Here is a 15,990-nt window from a genome sequence, read left to right on the forward strand (position 1 = left end):
TGCGGGTCAGTTGGTGGGTGGGGGGTTAGACGGGCTTCTTGCTCAGGTAGATCTCATCCACCACTGTGTCAAAGTCCTTCAACACCTGGGCGCGCTTGACCTTCATGGACGGGGTCAGGTGACCCGACGTTTCGGTGAAGTCAGTGTCAACGATCCGGAACTGCTTGATGGCCTCGGCGGCGGACACTGTGCTGTTGGCCCGCGACACGGCGCCCTGCACGGCGGCGATCACAATGGGGTCCTTGGCGGCCGCGGCAACGCTGATCCCAGCGGTGAGACCGTGCGCCTTGCCCCACTGTGGCAGGGCTTCCTCGTCAATCGTGACAATGGCGGCGATGAACGGACGCTGATCGCCAATGACCACGCACTGCGAAACGATGGCATCGGCGCGGATCTGGTCCTCCAGAAGGGCCGGAACCACGTTCTTGCCGCTGGAGGTGACAATGATTTCCTTTTTGCGTCCGGTGATTTTCAGGAAGCCTTCATCATCCAACTCGCCGATGTCTCCCGTGCGGAACCAGCCGTCAACAAAGGTTTCCGCCGTGAGGTCATCACGGCCAAAGTACCCCTTCATGACGCAAACACCCTTGGCGAGGATCTCGCCGTCGTCAGCGATCTTCACGGCGTTGCCGGGCAGGGGAGCACCCACCGTGCCGATGCGGATGTGCTCGGGGCGGTTGACAGTGATGGGGGCAGTGGTTTCCGTGAGGCCGTAGCCCTCAAGAATCTGCAACCCAATACCCTGGAAGAAGTGGCCAAGCCGTTCGCCCAGCGGCCCACCGCCGGAGACTGCGTGGCGGACGTTGCCGCCCATGGCGTTGCGCAGTTTGACGTATACCAGCTTGTCAAACAGCAGGTGCTTGAGCTTGAGCCCCAAGCCCACCTTGCCATTTTGCGACGCACGGGAGAACTCAATGGCCGTCTTGGTGGCAGCGGCAAAGATTTTGCCCTTGCCCTCGCTCTCGGCCTTGAGTGTGGCTGAGTTGTACACCTTTTCAAAAACGCGAGGCACCGCCAAGATGAAGGTCGGCTTGAAGCTCTGGAGGTCTTCGAGCAGGTGCTTGATGTCAGGAGTGTGGCCAACCTTGGCGCCGCCTGCGACTGCCAGCACAGAAATGTAGCGGGCAAAAACGTGGGCTAGCGGCAGGAACATGATGGTTTGTGAACCGGGCGGCACCACGCTCGCCCCCAAAACGGCCAAGGCATTCTCGCTGAGCTCCACAAAGTTTGAGTGCATCAACATGCAACCCTTGGGGCGTCCCGTGGTGCCGGAGGTGTAAATGATGGTGGCCACATCAGCCAGCCCATTGGCGGTGCGTGCGGCCTCGAGGGTCTCATCGGAAACTCCCTTGCCACCCTCGCGCAGGCCGTCCAGGCCGTCACCCTCCAGCTGCCACACGTGAGCCAGGGCGTCCAGACCCTCGTTGTGAGCTGCCTGACGGATGATGTTTTCATGCGTGCCGGATTCGGCGAAGACGGCGACGGCGTTCGAATCGCCCAAGTTCCACGCCACCTGTGAGGGGGAGGAGGTTTCATAGATCGGCACGGACACGGCGCCGGCAAACCAGATGGCAAAGTCCACCAGTGACCATTCGTAGCGGGTGCGGGCCATGATGCCCACCCGGTCGCCCACGTTGATGCCGGCGGCAATCATGCCCTTGGCTATGGCGCTGACGTCCGCGTGGAATTCCTTGGCGGAAACGTCGACCCACACATTGTCTTCATTGCGACGGGAGAAAAGCGGCGGGTTGCTGGCCAACTTCGCCTGCCGGAGTACAAAATCAGTGACGTTCATGGTGGGCGGGCTGATTACCTTGGCCGGAACGGAAATCTCTTGCACAATAGCTCCTTTGATATGTGGGCCTGCGTTGGTGTTGCTTTACTCTATCCGGCCAGAGGGTCATCTGTCGGGACAAATATGTTACCCGTGAGTAACTTTATGTTGTCCAGCTCACACTTTCAATTTGGCTGAATTGATTCGCCCTGCTGGCTAGACTGGGCCCATGCAATTGCCGCCTGCCGATTCCGGTGTTCCCGCGCCGAGTCCCGACCTCATCGCCGCCCCGCCCGGCAGCAATTCCCGCCGCGATGGGCTGGCCTTGGGCATCGACATTGGGGGTACCAAAGTTGCCGCGGGAGTAGTGGATGGCAGTGGCGCCATCCTGGCTCAATTGCGGCGGGATACGCCCGGGCGCGACGCCCGTGCCGTTGAGGCGGTCATTGTTGACCTAGTCAACGAACTCGATGCAAAGTATCACGTGGAGTCCATCGGCATCGGGGCCGCGGGGTGGATGGACATGGACGGGTCAACTGTGGTTTTCAGCCCGCACCTGGCGTGGCGCGAGGAGCCCCTGCGCCACACCCTGGAGGCCATGCTGGGGCGGCCGGTCCTGGTCACCAACGACGCCGATGCCGCTGGCTGGGCCGAATGGCGTTTCGGTGCCGGCCGCGGCCAGAACAGGCTGATCATGCTGACCCTGGGAACCGGCATAGGTGGGGCCCTGGTTATGGACGGGCGGGTGGAACGCGGCAGCTTCGGCATGGCAGGCGAGTTCGGCCATCAAATCATCATGCCCGGCGGCCACCGCTGCGAGTGCGGCAACCGGGGCTGCTGGGAACAGTACGCCTCCGGCAACGCACTGGGCCGCGAAGGGCGGGAACTGGCCAAGAAGCATTCACCCATGGCTGCCGGATTGTTGGGCGCTGTCAACGGGCGCGGCAAGGACATCACCGGCACGGTTGTCACGGAGCTGGCCTTGCAGGGAGAAGCCACGGCCAAGGAACTGGTGGCCGAGGTGGGGGACTGGCTTGGCTTGGGCATCGCCAACCTGGCCGCCGCCTTGGACCCGGCGCTCTTCATCATTGGGGGCGGCCTGAGCACCGCCGGTGAGCTGTTGTTGGAGCCTGCCCGCCGCGCCTACGGACGGAACCTCACCGGCAGGGGCTACAGAAAAGAAGCCCTCATCACGGTTGCCCAGCTGGGGCCTGCCGCCGGATTGATCGGCGCAGCCGACATGTCCCGGGTCAGGGCGCACGGGAAGTAGCCCGCAGCCCCATTAGACGACGGCGCCGTCACCGCTGTCGTGGTCGCGGTGGTTGGGCAGCCGGTACAGCAGGTAGCCGGTCCCGGCCAGGAAGCCAGCAATCACGGCAATGACCAGCATCATGGGGATTTGACGCCAGAAAATGGCTGCAATGACCAGGAAGATGGGCCCGCCCGCCGCGCCAATCCAGGAAAGCATGAGGGCAGGCTCGGAATTGGCAAGGCTGGGCAGTTCCGCTGGCACAAAACCCTCGTCATCGTCCTCGGCAACGTAGTCGCGGGGACCTGGTGACGCGGCGGTGCCCGCACCGTAGTCAGCCCGCGGGGGCTCCATGGGTGCGGGCGCCTCCTGGTTCTGCCACACGCCCAGCGGGTCAAAGTCGGTGACGCCCAAGGTGTTGGGCGGGTCCACGGCGGGTCCTGCGCCCTGGGGCGGTGTTGGCGCCGCAGGTGCGTCCAGGAAGGAGTCCTCGGGTTCTTTCAACCGGGCCACGAGATCGCGCCACACCTCGTCGTCTGTGCCGCCTGGATGCGGCGTGCCCGCACCGGGGTCAGAGTGCATGAATGTTCCTCCGGAAGAAATCAACTGACTGGGAAAAGATCAATGGAGCATCGTTGTCCATGGTGGCTACATGGTAACTGTTTTCCAACGTCACCAACTGCAGCTCGGCGTTTGTGAGGTGTTCCTGCAACACGGAAATGCTGGAATCGGGCACCACATGGTCCACGCTGGACCGAAATACCAGGGTGGGCGCCGTAACCTGCGGCAACCTGGTGATGGTGTCCGCAAAGAGTTGTGAGAGTTGGTGCACGGCCGCAACGGGGGTGCGGGTGTAGGCACCCTCGGTGATCCCAGGTTTTTTGATGTCGTCGCCAATGGCGGGCACGCTCTTGAGCAGCCACTTGAGCAGCCCTGAGTATTTGGCCCGTGGGTCGCTGAAGGTCAGGCCCGGATTCACCACGGCCACCCCTGCCACGGGGTGCAGCGCAGCCACCCGCAAGGCCAGCGCCCCGCCCATGGACATGCCGGCAACAAAGACGGTGTCGCAGCGGGCTGCCAGTTCCAAATAGGAAGCCTCGAAGTCCCTGTACCAATGTTCCCAGGGAGTCTTGGACAGCTCCTGCCAGGTGGTGCCGTGGCCCGCCAGCAAGGGCATGTTCACGGCGAAGCCCTCCTGGGCCAGGTAGTCGCTCCATCCCTGCATGCTGACAGGCGCCCCGGTGAACCCGTGGCAAACAGCAACGCCAACACGGGCTAAATCCCCGTGCCCCTCCGAACGGAACGATTGCGCCATGATGATGGCCCCTTTCCTGTCCGGTGTGTTGGACCGGACAGATTGCTTGATGTGGCACGGCTGGGCTGTGCACTAATTGGTGTCGCTGTCACTAGACTACTGTTGGTACGTCCATGGCGGGGGTACCGCACTGAACCCGGCCGCCCTGGCGCCGGGAGCACCAGAGGAGGAACACCACAGTGATCTATTGGGTATTGAAGAAGATTTTTCTGGGCCCGGTCCTGAAGGTGCTGTTCCGTCCCTGGACGAAGGGTCTGGACAACCTGCCTGCCGAAGGTCCGGCAGTGCTGGCCAGCAACCATTTGTCCTTCTCCGATTCGATTTTCATGCCCTTGATGGTGCCGCGGCCGGTGGTTTTTCTGGCTAAGAGCGACTACTTCACCGGCAAGGGCATCAAGGGCCGGCTCACGGCGGCCTTCTTCAAGCTCACCAACCAGCTGCCCATGGACCGCTCGGGTGGCGCCGCGTCCGCGAGTTCCCTGGACACGGGCGTGCAGGTACTCAAGGATGGTGGCCTGTTGGGCATCTACCCGGAGGGCACCCGCAGCCCCGATGGCCGGCTGTACCGCGGCAAGGTGGGGGTGGCCAAGCTGGTGCTGACGGCCAATGTCCCGGTGATCCCGGTGGCCATGATCGGCACCGACAAGGTCCAGCCCATCGGCCGGCGGATCCCCACGATCCGGCGTCTGGGCGTGATCTTTGGCGAACCCATGGACTTCAGCCGGTACCAGGGCATGGCCGACGACAGGTTCGTCCAGCGTTCCGTCACGGATGAGATCATGTATGAGCTCATGCGGCTCTCCGGCCAGGAATACGTTGACTCCTACGCCACCACCGTCAAGGAGAAGCTGGCCGCCGAAAAGGCCGAGAAGAACACCAAGACGGCCCCCGGCAAGGACGGCACTGCCGCCACTGTCGATGCCAAGAATGCGGCCGATGCCGTGCGGCTGGAACCGAATCCCACGGTACTTCCCGGCACCGTCACAGTCATCGGCGCCAAGAAGAACCCGCCGGAACCTGCAGATACTGCACCGGAAGGCCCACAAGAAACCGCCAAATAGCGGGCACGGAACGCCCGCAGTGGGCAGTGATTGTGGCTGCCGCCATCTCAGGACCTGGACTGGTTTCTAGGCGGCCTCTTGGGGGGCTAGGCTTAAGGCGTGACTGAACTAACTTCTCCCACGACACAAGCACCCGCCGCCGGAATTTCCGTCCCCGGTGCTGCCGTTTATCCGGGCCTGGATGCGTGGCGTGAGCTGCCCATCGCCCAGCAGCCCACCTGGTCCGAATCCCCGGCCTTTGAGCCAACGGTCAAGGAACTCTCAGTCCTGCCTCCGCTGGTGTTTGCCGGCGAAGTGGACGTGCTGCGCTCCCGGCTGGCCCAGGCCGCCCAGGGTAAGGCGTTCCTGCTGCAGGGCGGCGACTGCGCCGAGACCTTCGAAGCTGCCACGGCGGACAAGATCAGCGCCCGCGTCAAGACCATCCTGCAGATGGCTGTGGTGCTCACTTACGGCGCCCAACTGCCTGTCATCAAGATGGGCCGCATGGCCGGCCAGTTCGCCAAGCCGCGTTCCTCCAATGATGAAACGCGCGACGGCGTAACCCTGCCGGCATACCGCGGCGACATTGTGAACGGCTACGACTTCACTCCGGAGTCCCGCCAGCACGATCCCGCCCGCATGCTCAAGGCTTACCACACCTCGGCTTCCACCTTGAACCTGATCCGTGCGTTCACGCAGGGCGGCTTTGCCGATCTGCGCAGCGTGCACGAGTGGAACAAGGGCTTCACCTCCAACCCGGCCCACAGCCGCTATGAGCAGCTCGCCAAGGACATCGACAACGCCATCAAGTTCATGGCCTCCTGCGGTGCCGACTTTGAAGCGCTCAAGACCGTCGAGTTCTTTGCCAGCCACGAGGCCCTGCTGCTGGACTACGAGCGTGCGCTGACCCGCATCGATTCACGGACCGGCCTGCCCTACGACACCTCAGCACACTTCCTGTGGATTGGTGAGCGCACCCGCGATCTGGACCAGGCGCACGTTGAATTCCTGTCCCGGGTCCGCAACCCGATCGGTGTGAAGCTTGGCCCCACCACGTCCCCGGACGATGCCTTGCGCCTCATTGAAAAGCTTGACCCGAACCGCGAGCCCGGACGCCTGACGTTCATCACGCGCATGGGTGCGAACAACATTCGCGAGAAGCTGCCGAACCTCGTGGAGAAGGTCACCGCCTCCGGGGCCCAGGTCCTGTGGGTCACCGACCCCATGCACGGCAACACCGTCACCTCGCCCAACGGCTACAAGACCCGCAACTTCGATGACGTCATCGATGAGGTCCGCGGCTTCTTTGAAGTCCACCAGGCACAGGGCACCTTCCCCGGCGGCCTGCACGTGGAGATGACCGGCGACGACGTGGCCGAGTGCCTCGGTGGCGCCGATCCCGTTGACCAGGAAGCATTCCTGACCGGCTACGAGTCAGTCTGTGATCCCCGCCTGAACCACAAGCAGTCACTTGAAATGGCATTCCTGGTCGCGGAAGCACTGGGCAAGTCCAAGTAACACCTGCATGACGCCGGCCCCCATCCCTTGTGCAAGGGGTGGGGGCCGTGGTGTTTCAACAGAACATATGCGCAGAACTCAGGGTGGGTTCAACGCACAAGTTAACAATCCCGGGGACTACAGCGGCGCTAGACCACCCTCAGGACTATGGTGGAGCCTTCCGGGGCCTCGCCGCCGTCGGGCGTCTGGAAACGCACAGTGCCGAAGAACCCGCCCAGCAGCGTCTCCACGCTGACCTTGAAGCCCAGATCCTCTAGCGCTTTCGTGGCGGCATCAACCTGCTTGCCAACGAGGTTCGGCACGGCGATCATCCGCGGCCCCTGGGAGATCGTCAGGGTGACGGTGTCGCCAGCCTTGAGATTGCCGGCCGCGGGGTTTTGTGAGATCACCGAACCAGCAGGAACCGTGAGGCTGTTGGCGCGCTCCGGCGCGATGGCCGCCACCAAGCCCACGGCCTTCAGGGCTGCCACGGCGTCGGCCTCGGTCTTGCCCGCCACGGCCGGGACGGGGATGGGCTTGGGGCCCTTGGATGCCACCAGGTTTACTTTGGTGTTGGCCCGGAATTCCTTCCCCGCGGCCGGGTTTTGGCTCAGGACGACGCCGGCCGGTACCTTCTCGTCGAAGGTCTCGGTGACGCTGCCCACGGCCAGCTGGCCGTCGGCGAGCAGCTTCTTGGCGGCGTCCAGGGGTTGACCCGTCACGGTGGGGACCTTGTACAGAACCGGCCCTGCCGAGACTTTCACGGTGACTGACTGAAACTTGCGGATTGATTCCCCGGCGCCCGGATCGGTGGCCACCACAAAGCCGGCAGCTACCTTCTCGTCAAACACCTTGGAGGTTGGCAGCAGCTCGAACCCCTGGGCCCGGAGCAGTTCGTGGGCCTGCGCCACCGTCTTGTTGTGGACATCGGGGACTGTTGACAGGGCGCCAGGACCCAGGGCCAGGAACCAGCCGGCCACGCCGGCAATGACGGCCAGGGCAACCACCAGCAGGCTCCACAGCAGTGCCCGCCGCCGGGGGTTCTTGGGCCCCAGTCGTTTTTGGGGTGTGGCGGCCGCCTTGGCGCGGGCCTTGGCGTCAGCGCTGGCCTGGCGCTTGGAGGGGGCAGGGGCGGAGGTGCCGTCCCCTGCCTGGGCATAGGAGCTGGCGCCGATGTGGGCGGCGCTGGAGTTTCCGGCGTCGTACACATCTGTCCGGGAGTCATCGGGGTACAGCCTTGACGACTGCGGCAGCACCGAGGTGGGGAAGCTGGGCGCCGCAATCACGCTCGTGGCATCGTGGGAAATGGCAGAGGTGGCTGCGGAGATGACCTCGGTGTTTGCGTTGGCGCCCACCACGGGACGCTGGCCCAACGCGGTGCTGCCAAAATCCAGTTCGGCGGGCGTGAGCGTCTGGCGGATATGGCGCAGGTCCTCCAGGAGCGCGGCACCGTTGGCAGGCCTGTGGTCAGGATCCTTCTCGGTCATGTAGCGCACCAGCTCGTCCATGACTGGCGGGAGCCCGGGAACGGCAAGCGAGGGGGCCGGGACGTCATCCTGGATGTGCGCCATGACCACGGCCACCGGCACTGTGCCGCGGAAGGGCTGGACGCCGGTGAGTAGTTCGTACAGCATGATGCCAGCGGAGTAGATGTCGCTGCGGGCATCGCCGTTGTGGCCTTGGGCAAGTTCGGGGGCAATATAGCCCACGGTGCCCAGCAGCGTTCCCGTGTTGGTGTTGGTGGTGACGGCCCGGGACAGGCCGAAGTCACCGATCTTCACCCAGCCCTGCCGTGAAATCAGCACGTTCTCGGGCTTCACATCCCGGTGCACCAGGCTGGCGTTGTGCGCCGCGGCCAGTCCCTCAACCACGGGATCCAGCAGGTCAAGCGCCTGCCGCGGGCTCAGGGCGCCGCGTTGATTGATGACATCACGCAGCGTGTAGCCGTCAATGAATTCAAAGACCAGGTAGGCGTGCTGCGGACCCACACCGTGGTCATGGATCTGCACCACATGCGGGTGGGACAGGCTCGCGGCGCTCTGGGCCTCCCGCTGCAGCCGGGCAATGAAGGCTGCGTCGGTGGCCAAATGCGGGTGCAGGATCTTCAGCGCAATGTTTCTGTGCAGGCGCAAGTCCTTGGCCAAATACACTGTGGACATGCCGCCATGGGCCACCTTGGATAAAACCAGGTAGCGCTCATCAATGGTGGACCCAATCAAGGGGTCGGCTGAGGGATCTTGCACTCTTCCAGCTTATGAGTTGAAACGAAAAGGGACCCCCTGCAACACAGTGCAGGCAGCCCCTTTTCGTTGAAAGCGTACTTTAGTGGCGCTAAAAGAGTTCAGCGAAAACTTTTTTAGCGGAAAAGCGCACGATTGGCTTTGATGCCGGCCACGTAAATGACAGTGTCCTTGAACATGCCGTGCACGCTGACCGAGTACTGGCCCTGGTAGTAGCCGGCAATGGCCAGGTCCTCCGAGGGGGCACCCTTGAGCAGCGCCCGAATGATCGCCACACCGGCCGTCACGTTGTCCTGCGGGTCAAGCAGGTTCAGCTTCCGGCCCACCAGGCCCGAGGCCCAGTCTCCGGCGGCCGGGATGACCTGCATGGTGCCAATGGCATTGGCCGGCGACACCGACTGGTGGTTGAACCCTGACTCCTGCTGCGCGAACGCCAGGGCCAGCGCGGGATCCACTCCCATGCGTGCTGCCGTGCTGGCAACAATCTCCTTCATCTGTGCCCTATTGGGCGACGGTGCTGCCAGCAGGGCCGCCTTGTTCTTATTGGCGTCGCTGACCACTGCGTCGGGGTACGTGTAGTGCAGGAAGGTGTTGGGCACCTTCTGGTCATCGGTCAGGGCGCCCGGTGCTGCCGGTGACGGTGCCAGCGGCTTGATGCCGGTGGAAGCAGCACCGATGCCGGGGATGACAAGGATCTTGCCCGGGTAGATCGTGGTCCGCAGGTCCATGCTGTTCGCCGAGGCCAACGCCGAAAGGCTCACATTGTGCTTCGCCGCAATGGCGGAGAGCGTGTCGCCGGCCTTGATGACATATTTGTTGCCACTGGCCGGCTTGGCCGCGTTCACCTGCGGGCTCGACGGCGCAGCCGCCTGCGCCTGGCCACCCACCTTGATCTTTTGGCCGGGATGGATGATGGAGCTGCCATTGAGCCCATTCAGCGAAAACACCGTTGACAGGCTCACCTTGTGCTTGGCTGCAATTCCGCTGAGGGTGTCGCCGCTGCGGACGGTGTAGCTGGCTGCCGGTGTCGCCGTCGACTGACTGGCCACGGCGGATGCCTTGGGGCCGGAAACCAACAAGACCTTGCCGGGGTAGATGATCGTGGCGGCGGACAGGTTGTTCAGTGTCAGCACTGACGCCGTGGAGACCCCATAGCGGGCGGCAATTGCCGAGACGGTGTCGCCAGCGGCAACCGTGTGCTTGATGGTCTTGGCGGCTTGTGCCGGCAGGACCAGCTTTGCGGCCACCCCGCGGGGAACCGATGTTGCCACCATAGCGGCTGAAATGCTGGTGCCGGTGGAGGTGCGCGCCTTGACCGCGGCCAGGACGCTCTTGCCGTCAATGGCGCCGTGAGGGGCTGTTTGGGTCTTGACCGGGGCAGCCGTTGCCGACGGTGCCATGGCTAGGGAAGAGAGCATGACCACGGGAATGGCTGCCGTGGCTACTGCTGCCAATTGCTTGCCGGCGCTGGTCGAGGGGCGTGTGGGTGTCATGGATGCATACCTCAAGTTTCCGTTACGGATGATGCTATTGGTAACGATGTTACTGATGTGACTTAAATTGAACCTACACTAAGCCACCAGCGTGGCGGGTTTATTTGTGGAATCAGGCACAATTTTTATTCAGCTTTATACCGAGGGAGCTGATCTGTGGGAACCTTTGAGTGTGAGTAAAGTTGAAACAGTAGTCAGCGAATGGCTGCCCCTGCCCGATGTTGCCGAGAAACTTGATATCTCGGTCACCAAAGTCCACGCCATGGTCAAGGACGGTTCCTTGCTGGCAGCACGCATTGGTGAACGCTCAATTCGAGCCGTTCCGGCCGAATTCTTTGCCGATGACCATATTCTGGAAAGCCTGCGCGGCACCATCTCGGTGCTTCACGATGCCGGATTCGAAGATGACGAAGCCATTGTTTGGCTCTTCACCTTTGATGAGTCATTGCCGGGCCGTCCCATCGACGCCCTGCACGCCGGCCGGAAGACGGAAATCCGCCGTCGCGCCTCAGCCCTGGGCTGGTAACCAGGCCTCTGGCCGACTGAGACCAGTGTGGGCCACAGCTTTGCGGGCCACCTAGCGCCGTCGCGCCCGTCCCCGCTTGTCGCACCCGTTCTCGGGTGCGAAAAGCGGGGACGGGCGCGACTGTTTTAACGGCTGGGCCGGCGGCTGGGGACTAGGACGTCCTAGAAACGGCGCCCCGGCCCAGGGCTGACAACGCCACGGTCACAAATTGCTCAAGGGGCAGGGTGTCCAGCGCGGCAAACGCCGTTTGGCTCAGATCCGCAATCATGGCTTCGGTACGGGCAAGTGCCCCCGATTCGACCATGATGGTGCACAGACGGGCCACTTCGTCCTCTGTCAGGTCCTGGCGGCCCAGATTCTTGTCAACGAACTCCATGTCTGCCTCTGCTGCGGCGTCAATGGTCAGGCCCACCAAGACCGTTCGTTTGCCCTCGCGGAGATCGTCGCCGGCTGGCTTCCCCGTTTGTGCCGGGTCACCAAAAACGCCCAGGACGTCGTCGCGCAATTGGAAGGCCTCTCCGAGGGGCAGTGCGAAGGCGCTGTAGCCGGCCAGCAGCGGCTCGTCGGCGCCAGCCAGTGCGCCGCCCAGCACCAGTGGGTGCTCGGAGGAGTATTTGGCGCTCTTGAAGCGGATGATTGCCGACGCCCTGGCCACTGCCGTGGTGTGTGGTTTTGACGGCCCGGCCACCTCTTCCAGAATGTCCAGGTACTGCCCGGCCATGACCTCCGTGCGCATGAGGTTGAACACGGCACGGGCCCGGGGGTTGGAGCCCTTGTCCACGCGGGCGAACAGTTCCTCGCTCAGGGACAGGCACAGGTCTCCGGTGAGAATGGCTGCGGCATGGCCGAACCGTTCGGCGTCCAGGGCCCAGCCCGAATCGGCATGAAGCGTACTGAACTGCTTGTGCACGCTGGGCCCGCCACGTCGGGTGTCCGAGCGGTCAATGATGTCATCGTGGATCAAGGCCGCGGCCTGGAAGAGTTCCAGCGCCGCCCCAGCGGCAATGATGGTCGCCGAATCGGCGGCGCCCCCGGCGCCACGCCAGCCCCAATAGCACAGCAGGGCGCGCATCCGTTTTCCGCCGGTCACGAGTGTCTTGATGGAATCGACCAGGACCAGTGTCGCGGGGGAGATCTGGGCCAGGAGCTGGTGCTTTTCGGCCAGGAAGTCATTCAATTGCGCGGCAACGCCAGCAATGTAGGCTTCGTGCTCACCAGCAATGGCGGCGTCAGTCTGCTCAGGCGTTGCATTCATGCGTTCAGGATTCCTTGCTGTGGGAGGTGCTGGCCGGCCGTTGGGGGTGGAGCGCAGGGAGGGGCCCAGTGGGCTGGGCGAACTTACTTCAGGGAGGCGGGCAACAACGTGGCGCCCACTGTGAAGGTGGCTGTGGCAGCGGTTTGGACTACCGAGACGGTGATGATTTCCTGGCCCTCTGCCCGGATGAACGTTTTCAGCGGCACGCCGTCCACGGCGTCGCCGGGCTGTGCCTTGAACCCCTGGTCGGTAAAGACCTTGGCGTAGTAGCTCAAAACATCGGCTGCAGGGGCGGTCACCGTGGCCGTCAGCGAGGCAATGGAAACAGGGGTGGACAGCTGAATGCTGGACGCCTGAATCTGGGCACCCTTCATGAGCGGCACAACAGTTGTGGGGAAGCCGTCAACGAGTTCCTTCACCGCAGCCTTCGCGGTGGCAGGGGCCGTGGCGGCGCTTGGGGCGGACGTCGCAGGGCGTGAAGTTGGCGTGGCTGCGGCACTTGACGCTGTTGGGGAATCGGCGGGTGCTGCCGGGCTTGAGCAGGCGGCCAACAGGAACGCGGCGGAACTTGCGCCGATGCCGAACAGGCTCCTGCGCGTGAACTGCCGGGGGGACCCGGGGCGGGGTGTGGAGTTAGTCATGACTTTTCCTTTGCTGCCGGTGCCGGTGCGTTGGCACCACCCCCTAGTTTACCCACTCCGGGCAACGGCACCCCAGCACATGTTGTGCACTTCACTGCTGCCGGGGGCAGGGTTGGCCCGTCACTAGACTGGAGGGGTGAACCAGATACCGCAGCAGGACAAGCCTCCCGAGCAAAACGGCTGCACCATCTTGCATGTGGATATGGATGCCTTCTTTGTCTCGGTGGAGTTGCGAGAGCGCCCGGATTTGGTCGGCAAAATGGTGATTGTTGGCCACCCGCAGGGACGGTCGGTGGTGCTCTCAGCCTCCTATGAGGCACGGGCCGTGGGGGTCCGCTCGGCCATGCCCATGGTGACGGCGCTGCGGATCTGCCCCACCGCCGTGGTCATTGAACCCCGCCACCAGCTCTACTATCAGGTCTCAGCCCAGGTGATGGAGGTGTTCAATTCCATCACTGACACGGTGGAGCAGCTGAGTGTCGATGAGGCGTTTCTGGACGTCCGCGGTGCGCTGCGGCGTTTGGGCACGCCCTTGGAGATCGGGGCGCTGATCCGTTCACGGATTTCTGCCGAGATAGGAATCACCGCCTCGGTGGGGATAGCGGCCAGCAAATTCGTGGCGAAGGTGGCCTCAACAAGGTGCAAACCCAATGGCATGTTGCTGATTGAAAAGGAAGGCACCGTGGCCTACCTGCACACCCTGCCGGTGGAGGCGTTGTGGGGAGTGGGGGAGAAGACCCGCATTGCCCTGGCCCGCTTGGGGATCTTTACTGTGGCGGATGTTGCCGCCACACCTGTGCCAACACTGCAAAAAGCGTTGGGCAGTACGGGCCCGGCCCTGCATGCCCTGTCATGGGGGATTGATCCGCGCCCGGTCCAGGCCGAGCGGGCGGAGAAGAGCATCGGTGCCGAGGAGACCTTTGCCCAGGACACGTACGACGACGAGATCCTCACCCGTGAACTCTTGCGCCTCTCCCACCGGGTGGCTGCACGGCTGCGGATGGCCAATCTCAGCGGCCGCACCTTGGCGTTGAAAATCAAATACACAGACTTTTCAACCATCACCCGTTCCAAAACCATGGGAGCCGGCACCGACAGTGCCGCCCAGATCTATGCAGGCGCTGTGGCGCTTCTCGAGGCCCTGGGGGCCAGGCCCCAGAGCGTCCGTCTTATTGGGGTGCGCATGGACCAGCTGGAATCGGTGGACTCAGCCCCTCTGCAATTTTCCCTTGACCCGCGTGAGGACAGCAGCCGCAGCACCGAAGTGGTGGGTGACGCCATTGCGGCACGCTTTGGCAGCGCCAAGATTGTCCCGGCAAGGCTGCTAAAACCGCGGGACTCCCAGTAGCCAACAATGGCATATATTACGCAGCCGAGTGGGGCTTTGGGGAGCCCGTTTTTCCGGCCTTGAACAGGCACCCGCACCTCTTGCACGGAGCTTGTCAACACCTTTGTAGATTCGGGTTTCAGTTCGATGCAATCAAGCCTATTGTTAGTACAAGGAGTTAAATCTTGGATGCTTCACAACTCATTGGTGAACTGGGTAAATTAGGGACACGGCGTGTACCTGACCACCGGGGAACCGATGACGCTGCAGAGACGTTAACGACTACAGACGCCTACGGCCCTGACCTGAAGGAGGTCGTCATGCCCCTCTCTGAGCACGAGCAGAGACTGTTGGACCAGCTTGAGCAGCAGTTGCATGCTGAAGATCCCAAGTTTGCCAACGTCTTGTCCACCTCACCCACCAGATCAATGTCCACTCGGAACATTGTGCTTGGCGTGCTGGTGGTAATCATCGGGTTGATGATTTTGTTGGGCGGTGTGGCCTCCCAGCTGATAGTTGTGGGAATCCTGGGATTCCTTGTCATGGGAGCAGGCGTGTACCTGGCCATCTCAAAACCGAAATTCGGGGCCGCTTCGCAAAGGGCGGGCAAGGCAGGCAGTAAGCCCGGAGCCAAGCCGAAGAGCGGTTTCATGAATAATCTTGAAGAAAAGTGGGACGAGCGCCGCCGCGAACAGTAGGCGATGCATCGGCGGGCACTAGCAGTACTTGACGGCGCCCGCCGGAGGCACGTTCGCCCGGCACGTCATGGCTTTGCGCCACACCCCATCAAAAAGGCTCCCTTGCGGGCCTTTTTTGTGGTTTAAGGGATCCCTGCCACCTGTCCTCGTTGGGTGGCCCGCCTGGCCCGCCAACACGCCAACAGGTGAGGCCGAATGCCCGCCACGGATGCCACCAAAGCCCTCCACTTTCCCCCTCGAAGGCTGCGCCCGGACCCAAAATGCCCCCCGGCGGGCTGAAAATGTGGCAAAAAGCCAACTCCTCACGTCATTTTTGGTTTTTCCCCTCCACTGTGTTGACACGGATCACTTCCCCGGAAACACGGGAATTCTTGGGAAATTGTGTGGGGAACACGGGGCCAAATGGAGTTGACGGTGGAGGATTGTGGAGTAATGTGGAGCACGTAGGAGGGGAATGGGGCTAGTTTGGTCCTAAAGTCTCGACATTGAAGGTGGTGATGGGTTGTTTCTCGGAACACACTCACCACGCCTTGATGAGAAAGGAAGGATCATTCTTCCCGCAAAGTTCCGGGAGGAACTTTCCAGTGGACTTGTCCTGACCAAGGGGCAGGAAAACTGCATCTACGTCTTCAGTGCCCGGGAGTTTGAAAAGGTCTTGGCGCAAATGCAGGATGCTCCACTGTCCAACATGGCGGCCCGCGACTATATCCGAATCTTTCTCTCCGGCGCATCGGATGAGGTGCCTGACAAGCAGGGGCGTGTGACCATTCCGGCCACATTGCGTTCCTACGCGGGTCTGGAGAAGGAATTGGTGGTCATTGGTGCCGGCAGCCGGGCCGAAATCTGGGATGCAACAGCTTGGCGCGAGTACCTGGCAGCCAAGGAAAGCGCCTTCTCCGCCACTGATGAACTAGGTATCCCCGGAATTGGCTAGA

General features: G+C 62.7%; 14 protein-coding genes. 7 read left to right on the forward strand and 7 right to left on the reverse strand.

Annotated elements, in window-relative coordinates:
- Positions 1 to 25 precede the first annotated feature (25 nt).
- A complete protein-coding gene (locus ACX80Q_RS11165; protein ID WP_459330603.1) occupies positions 26 to 1,840 on the reverse strand; it encodes an AMP-dependent synthetase/ligase in 1,815 nt (604 codons plus the stop codon).
- A 163-nt stretch (positions 1,841 to 2,003) separates the two neighbouring features.
- Between ACX80Q_RS11165 and ACX80Q_RS11170 the strand changes: the two genes are divergently transcribed.
- Positions 2,004 to 3,044, forward strand: a complete 1,041-nt coding sequence (locus ACX80Q_RS11170) for an ROK family glucokinase (RefSeq protein WP_459330604.1) — start codon at positions 2,004 to 2,006, stop codon at positions 3,042 to 3,044.
- A 12-nt stretch (positions 3,045 to 3,056) separates the two neighbouring features.
- On the opposite strand, the gene ACX80Q_RS11175 is transcribed toward ACX80Q_RS11170, so the two are convergent.
- Entirely contained in the window at positions 3,057 to 3,605 is a 549-nt protein-coding gene (locus tag ACX80Q_RS11175) for a hypothetical protein (protein WP_459330605.1), read from the reverse strand.
- The gene (locus tag ACX80Q_RS11180) at positions 3,595 to 4,338 is read right to left on the reverse strand and encodes an alpha/beta hydrolase (RefSeq protein WP_459330606.1); all 744 of its coding nucleotides are present in this window, start codon (positions 4,336 to 4,338) and stop codon (positions 3,595 to 3,597) included. The genes ACX80Q_RS11175 and ACX80Q_RS11180 overlap by 11 nt, the downstream gene beginning before the upstream one ends.
- Before the next feature lie 179 nt (positions 4,339 to 4,517).
- On the opposite strand from ACX80Q_RS11180, the gene ACX80Q_RS11185 reads away from it, so the two are divergent.
- The gene (locus tag ACX80Q_RS11185; protein ID WP_459330607.1) at positions 4,518 to 5,399 is read left to right on the forward strand and encodes a lysophospholipid acyltransferase family protein; all 882 of its coding nucleotides are present in this window, start codon (positions 4,518 to 4,520) and stop codon (positions 5,397 to 5,399) included.
- A gap of 99 nt (positions 5,400 to 5,498) precedes the next feature.
- Positions 5,499 to 6,896 carry a class II 3-deoxy-7-phosphoheptulonate synthase gene (locus ACX80Q_RS11190; protein ID WP_459330608.1) on the forward strand — a complete coding sequence of 466 codons (1,398 nt, stop codon included), beginning with the start codon at positions 5,499 to 5,501 and terminating at the stop codon, positions 6,894 to 6,896.
- A 128-nt stretch (positions 6,897 to 7,024) separates the two neighbouring features.
- On the opposite strand, the gene pknB is transcribed toward ACX80Q_RS11190, so the two are convergent.
- Positions 7,025 to 9,118, reverse strand: coding sequence for a Stk1 family PASTA domain-containing Ser/Thr kinase (pknB, locus tag ACX80Q_RS11195; RefSeq protein ID WP_459330609.1), 2,094 nt, complete (start codon positions 9,116 to 9,118; stop codon positions 7,025 to 7,027).
- Positions 9,119 to 9,231: 113 nt separating this feature from the next.
- Positions 9,232 to 10,608, reverse strand: coding sequence for a lytic transglycosylase (locus ACX80Q_RS11200; RefSeq protein WP_459330610.1), 1,377 nt, complete (start codon positions 10,606 to 10,608; stop codon positions 9,232 to 9,234).
- 172 nt (positions 10,609 to 10,780) lie between these two features.
- On the opposite strand from ACX80Q_RS11200, the gene ACX80Q_RS11205 reads away from it, so the two are divergent.
- Entirely contained in the window at positions 10,781 to 11,134 is a 354-nt protein-coding gene (locus ACX80Q_RS11205; protein WP_459330611.1) for an Rv2175c family DNA-binding protein, read from the forward strand.
- A 151-nt stretch (positions 11,135 to 11,285) separates the two neighbouring features.
- Here the strand turns inward: ACX80Q_RS11205 and ACX80Q_RS11210 are convergent, their stop codons facing one another.
- Complete coding sequence (locus ACX80Q_RS11210) at positions 11,286 to 12,389, reverse strand: polyprenyl synthetase family protein (RefSeq protein WP_459330612.1); 1,104 nt, start codon at positions 12,387 to 12,389, stop codon at positions 11,286 to 11,288.
- An 83-nt stretch (positions 12,390 to 12,472) separates the two neighbouring features.
- Complete coding sequence (locus tag ACX80Q_RS11215) at positions 12,473 to 13,030, reverse strand: hypothetical protein (RefSeq protein ID WP_459330613.1); 558 nt, start codon at positions 13,028 to 13,030, stop codon at positions 12,473 to 12,475.
- Between the two features lie 136 nt (positions 13,031 to 13,166).
- Here ACX80Q_RS11215 and dinB point away from each other — a divergent pair, with 136 nt between their 5' ends.
- From dinB to mraZ, 3 genes are all read left to right on the forward strand, one after another.
- Positions 13,167 to 14,378, forward strand: coding sequence for a DNA polymerase IV (dinB, locus tag ACX80Q_RS11220; protein WP_459330614.1), 1,212 nt, complete (start codon positions 13,167 to 13,169; stop codon positions 14,376 to 14,378).
- Between the two features lie 299 nt (positions 14,379 to 14,677).
- A complete protein-coding gene (locus ACX80Q_RS11225; protein WP_459330615.1) occupies positions 14,678 to 15,055 on the forward strand; it encodes a DUF3040 domain-containing protein in 378 nt (125 codons plus the stop codon).
- Positions 15,056 to 15,557: 502 nt separating this feature from the next.
- A complete protein-coding gene (gene mraZ / locus ACX80Q_RS11230) occupies positions 15,558 to 15,989 on the forward strand; it encodes a division/cell wall cluster transcriptional repressor MraZ (protein ID WP_459330616.1) in 432 nt (143 codons plus the stop codon).
- The last annotated feature ends 1 nt before the right edge of the window (position 15,990 follow it).

The organism is Arthrobacter sp. HLT1-20, from assembly GCF_054510895.1.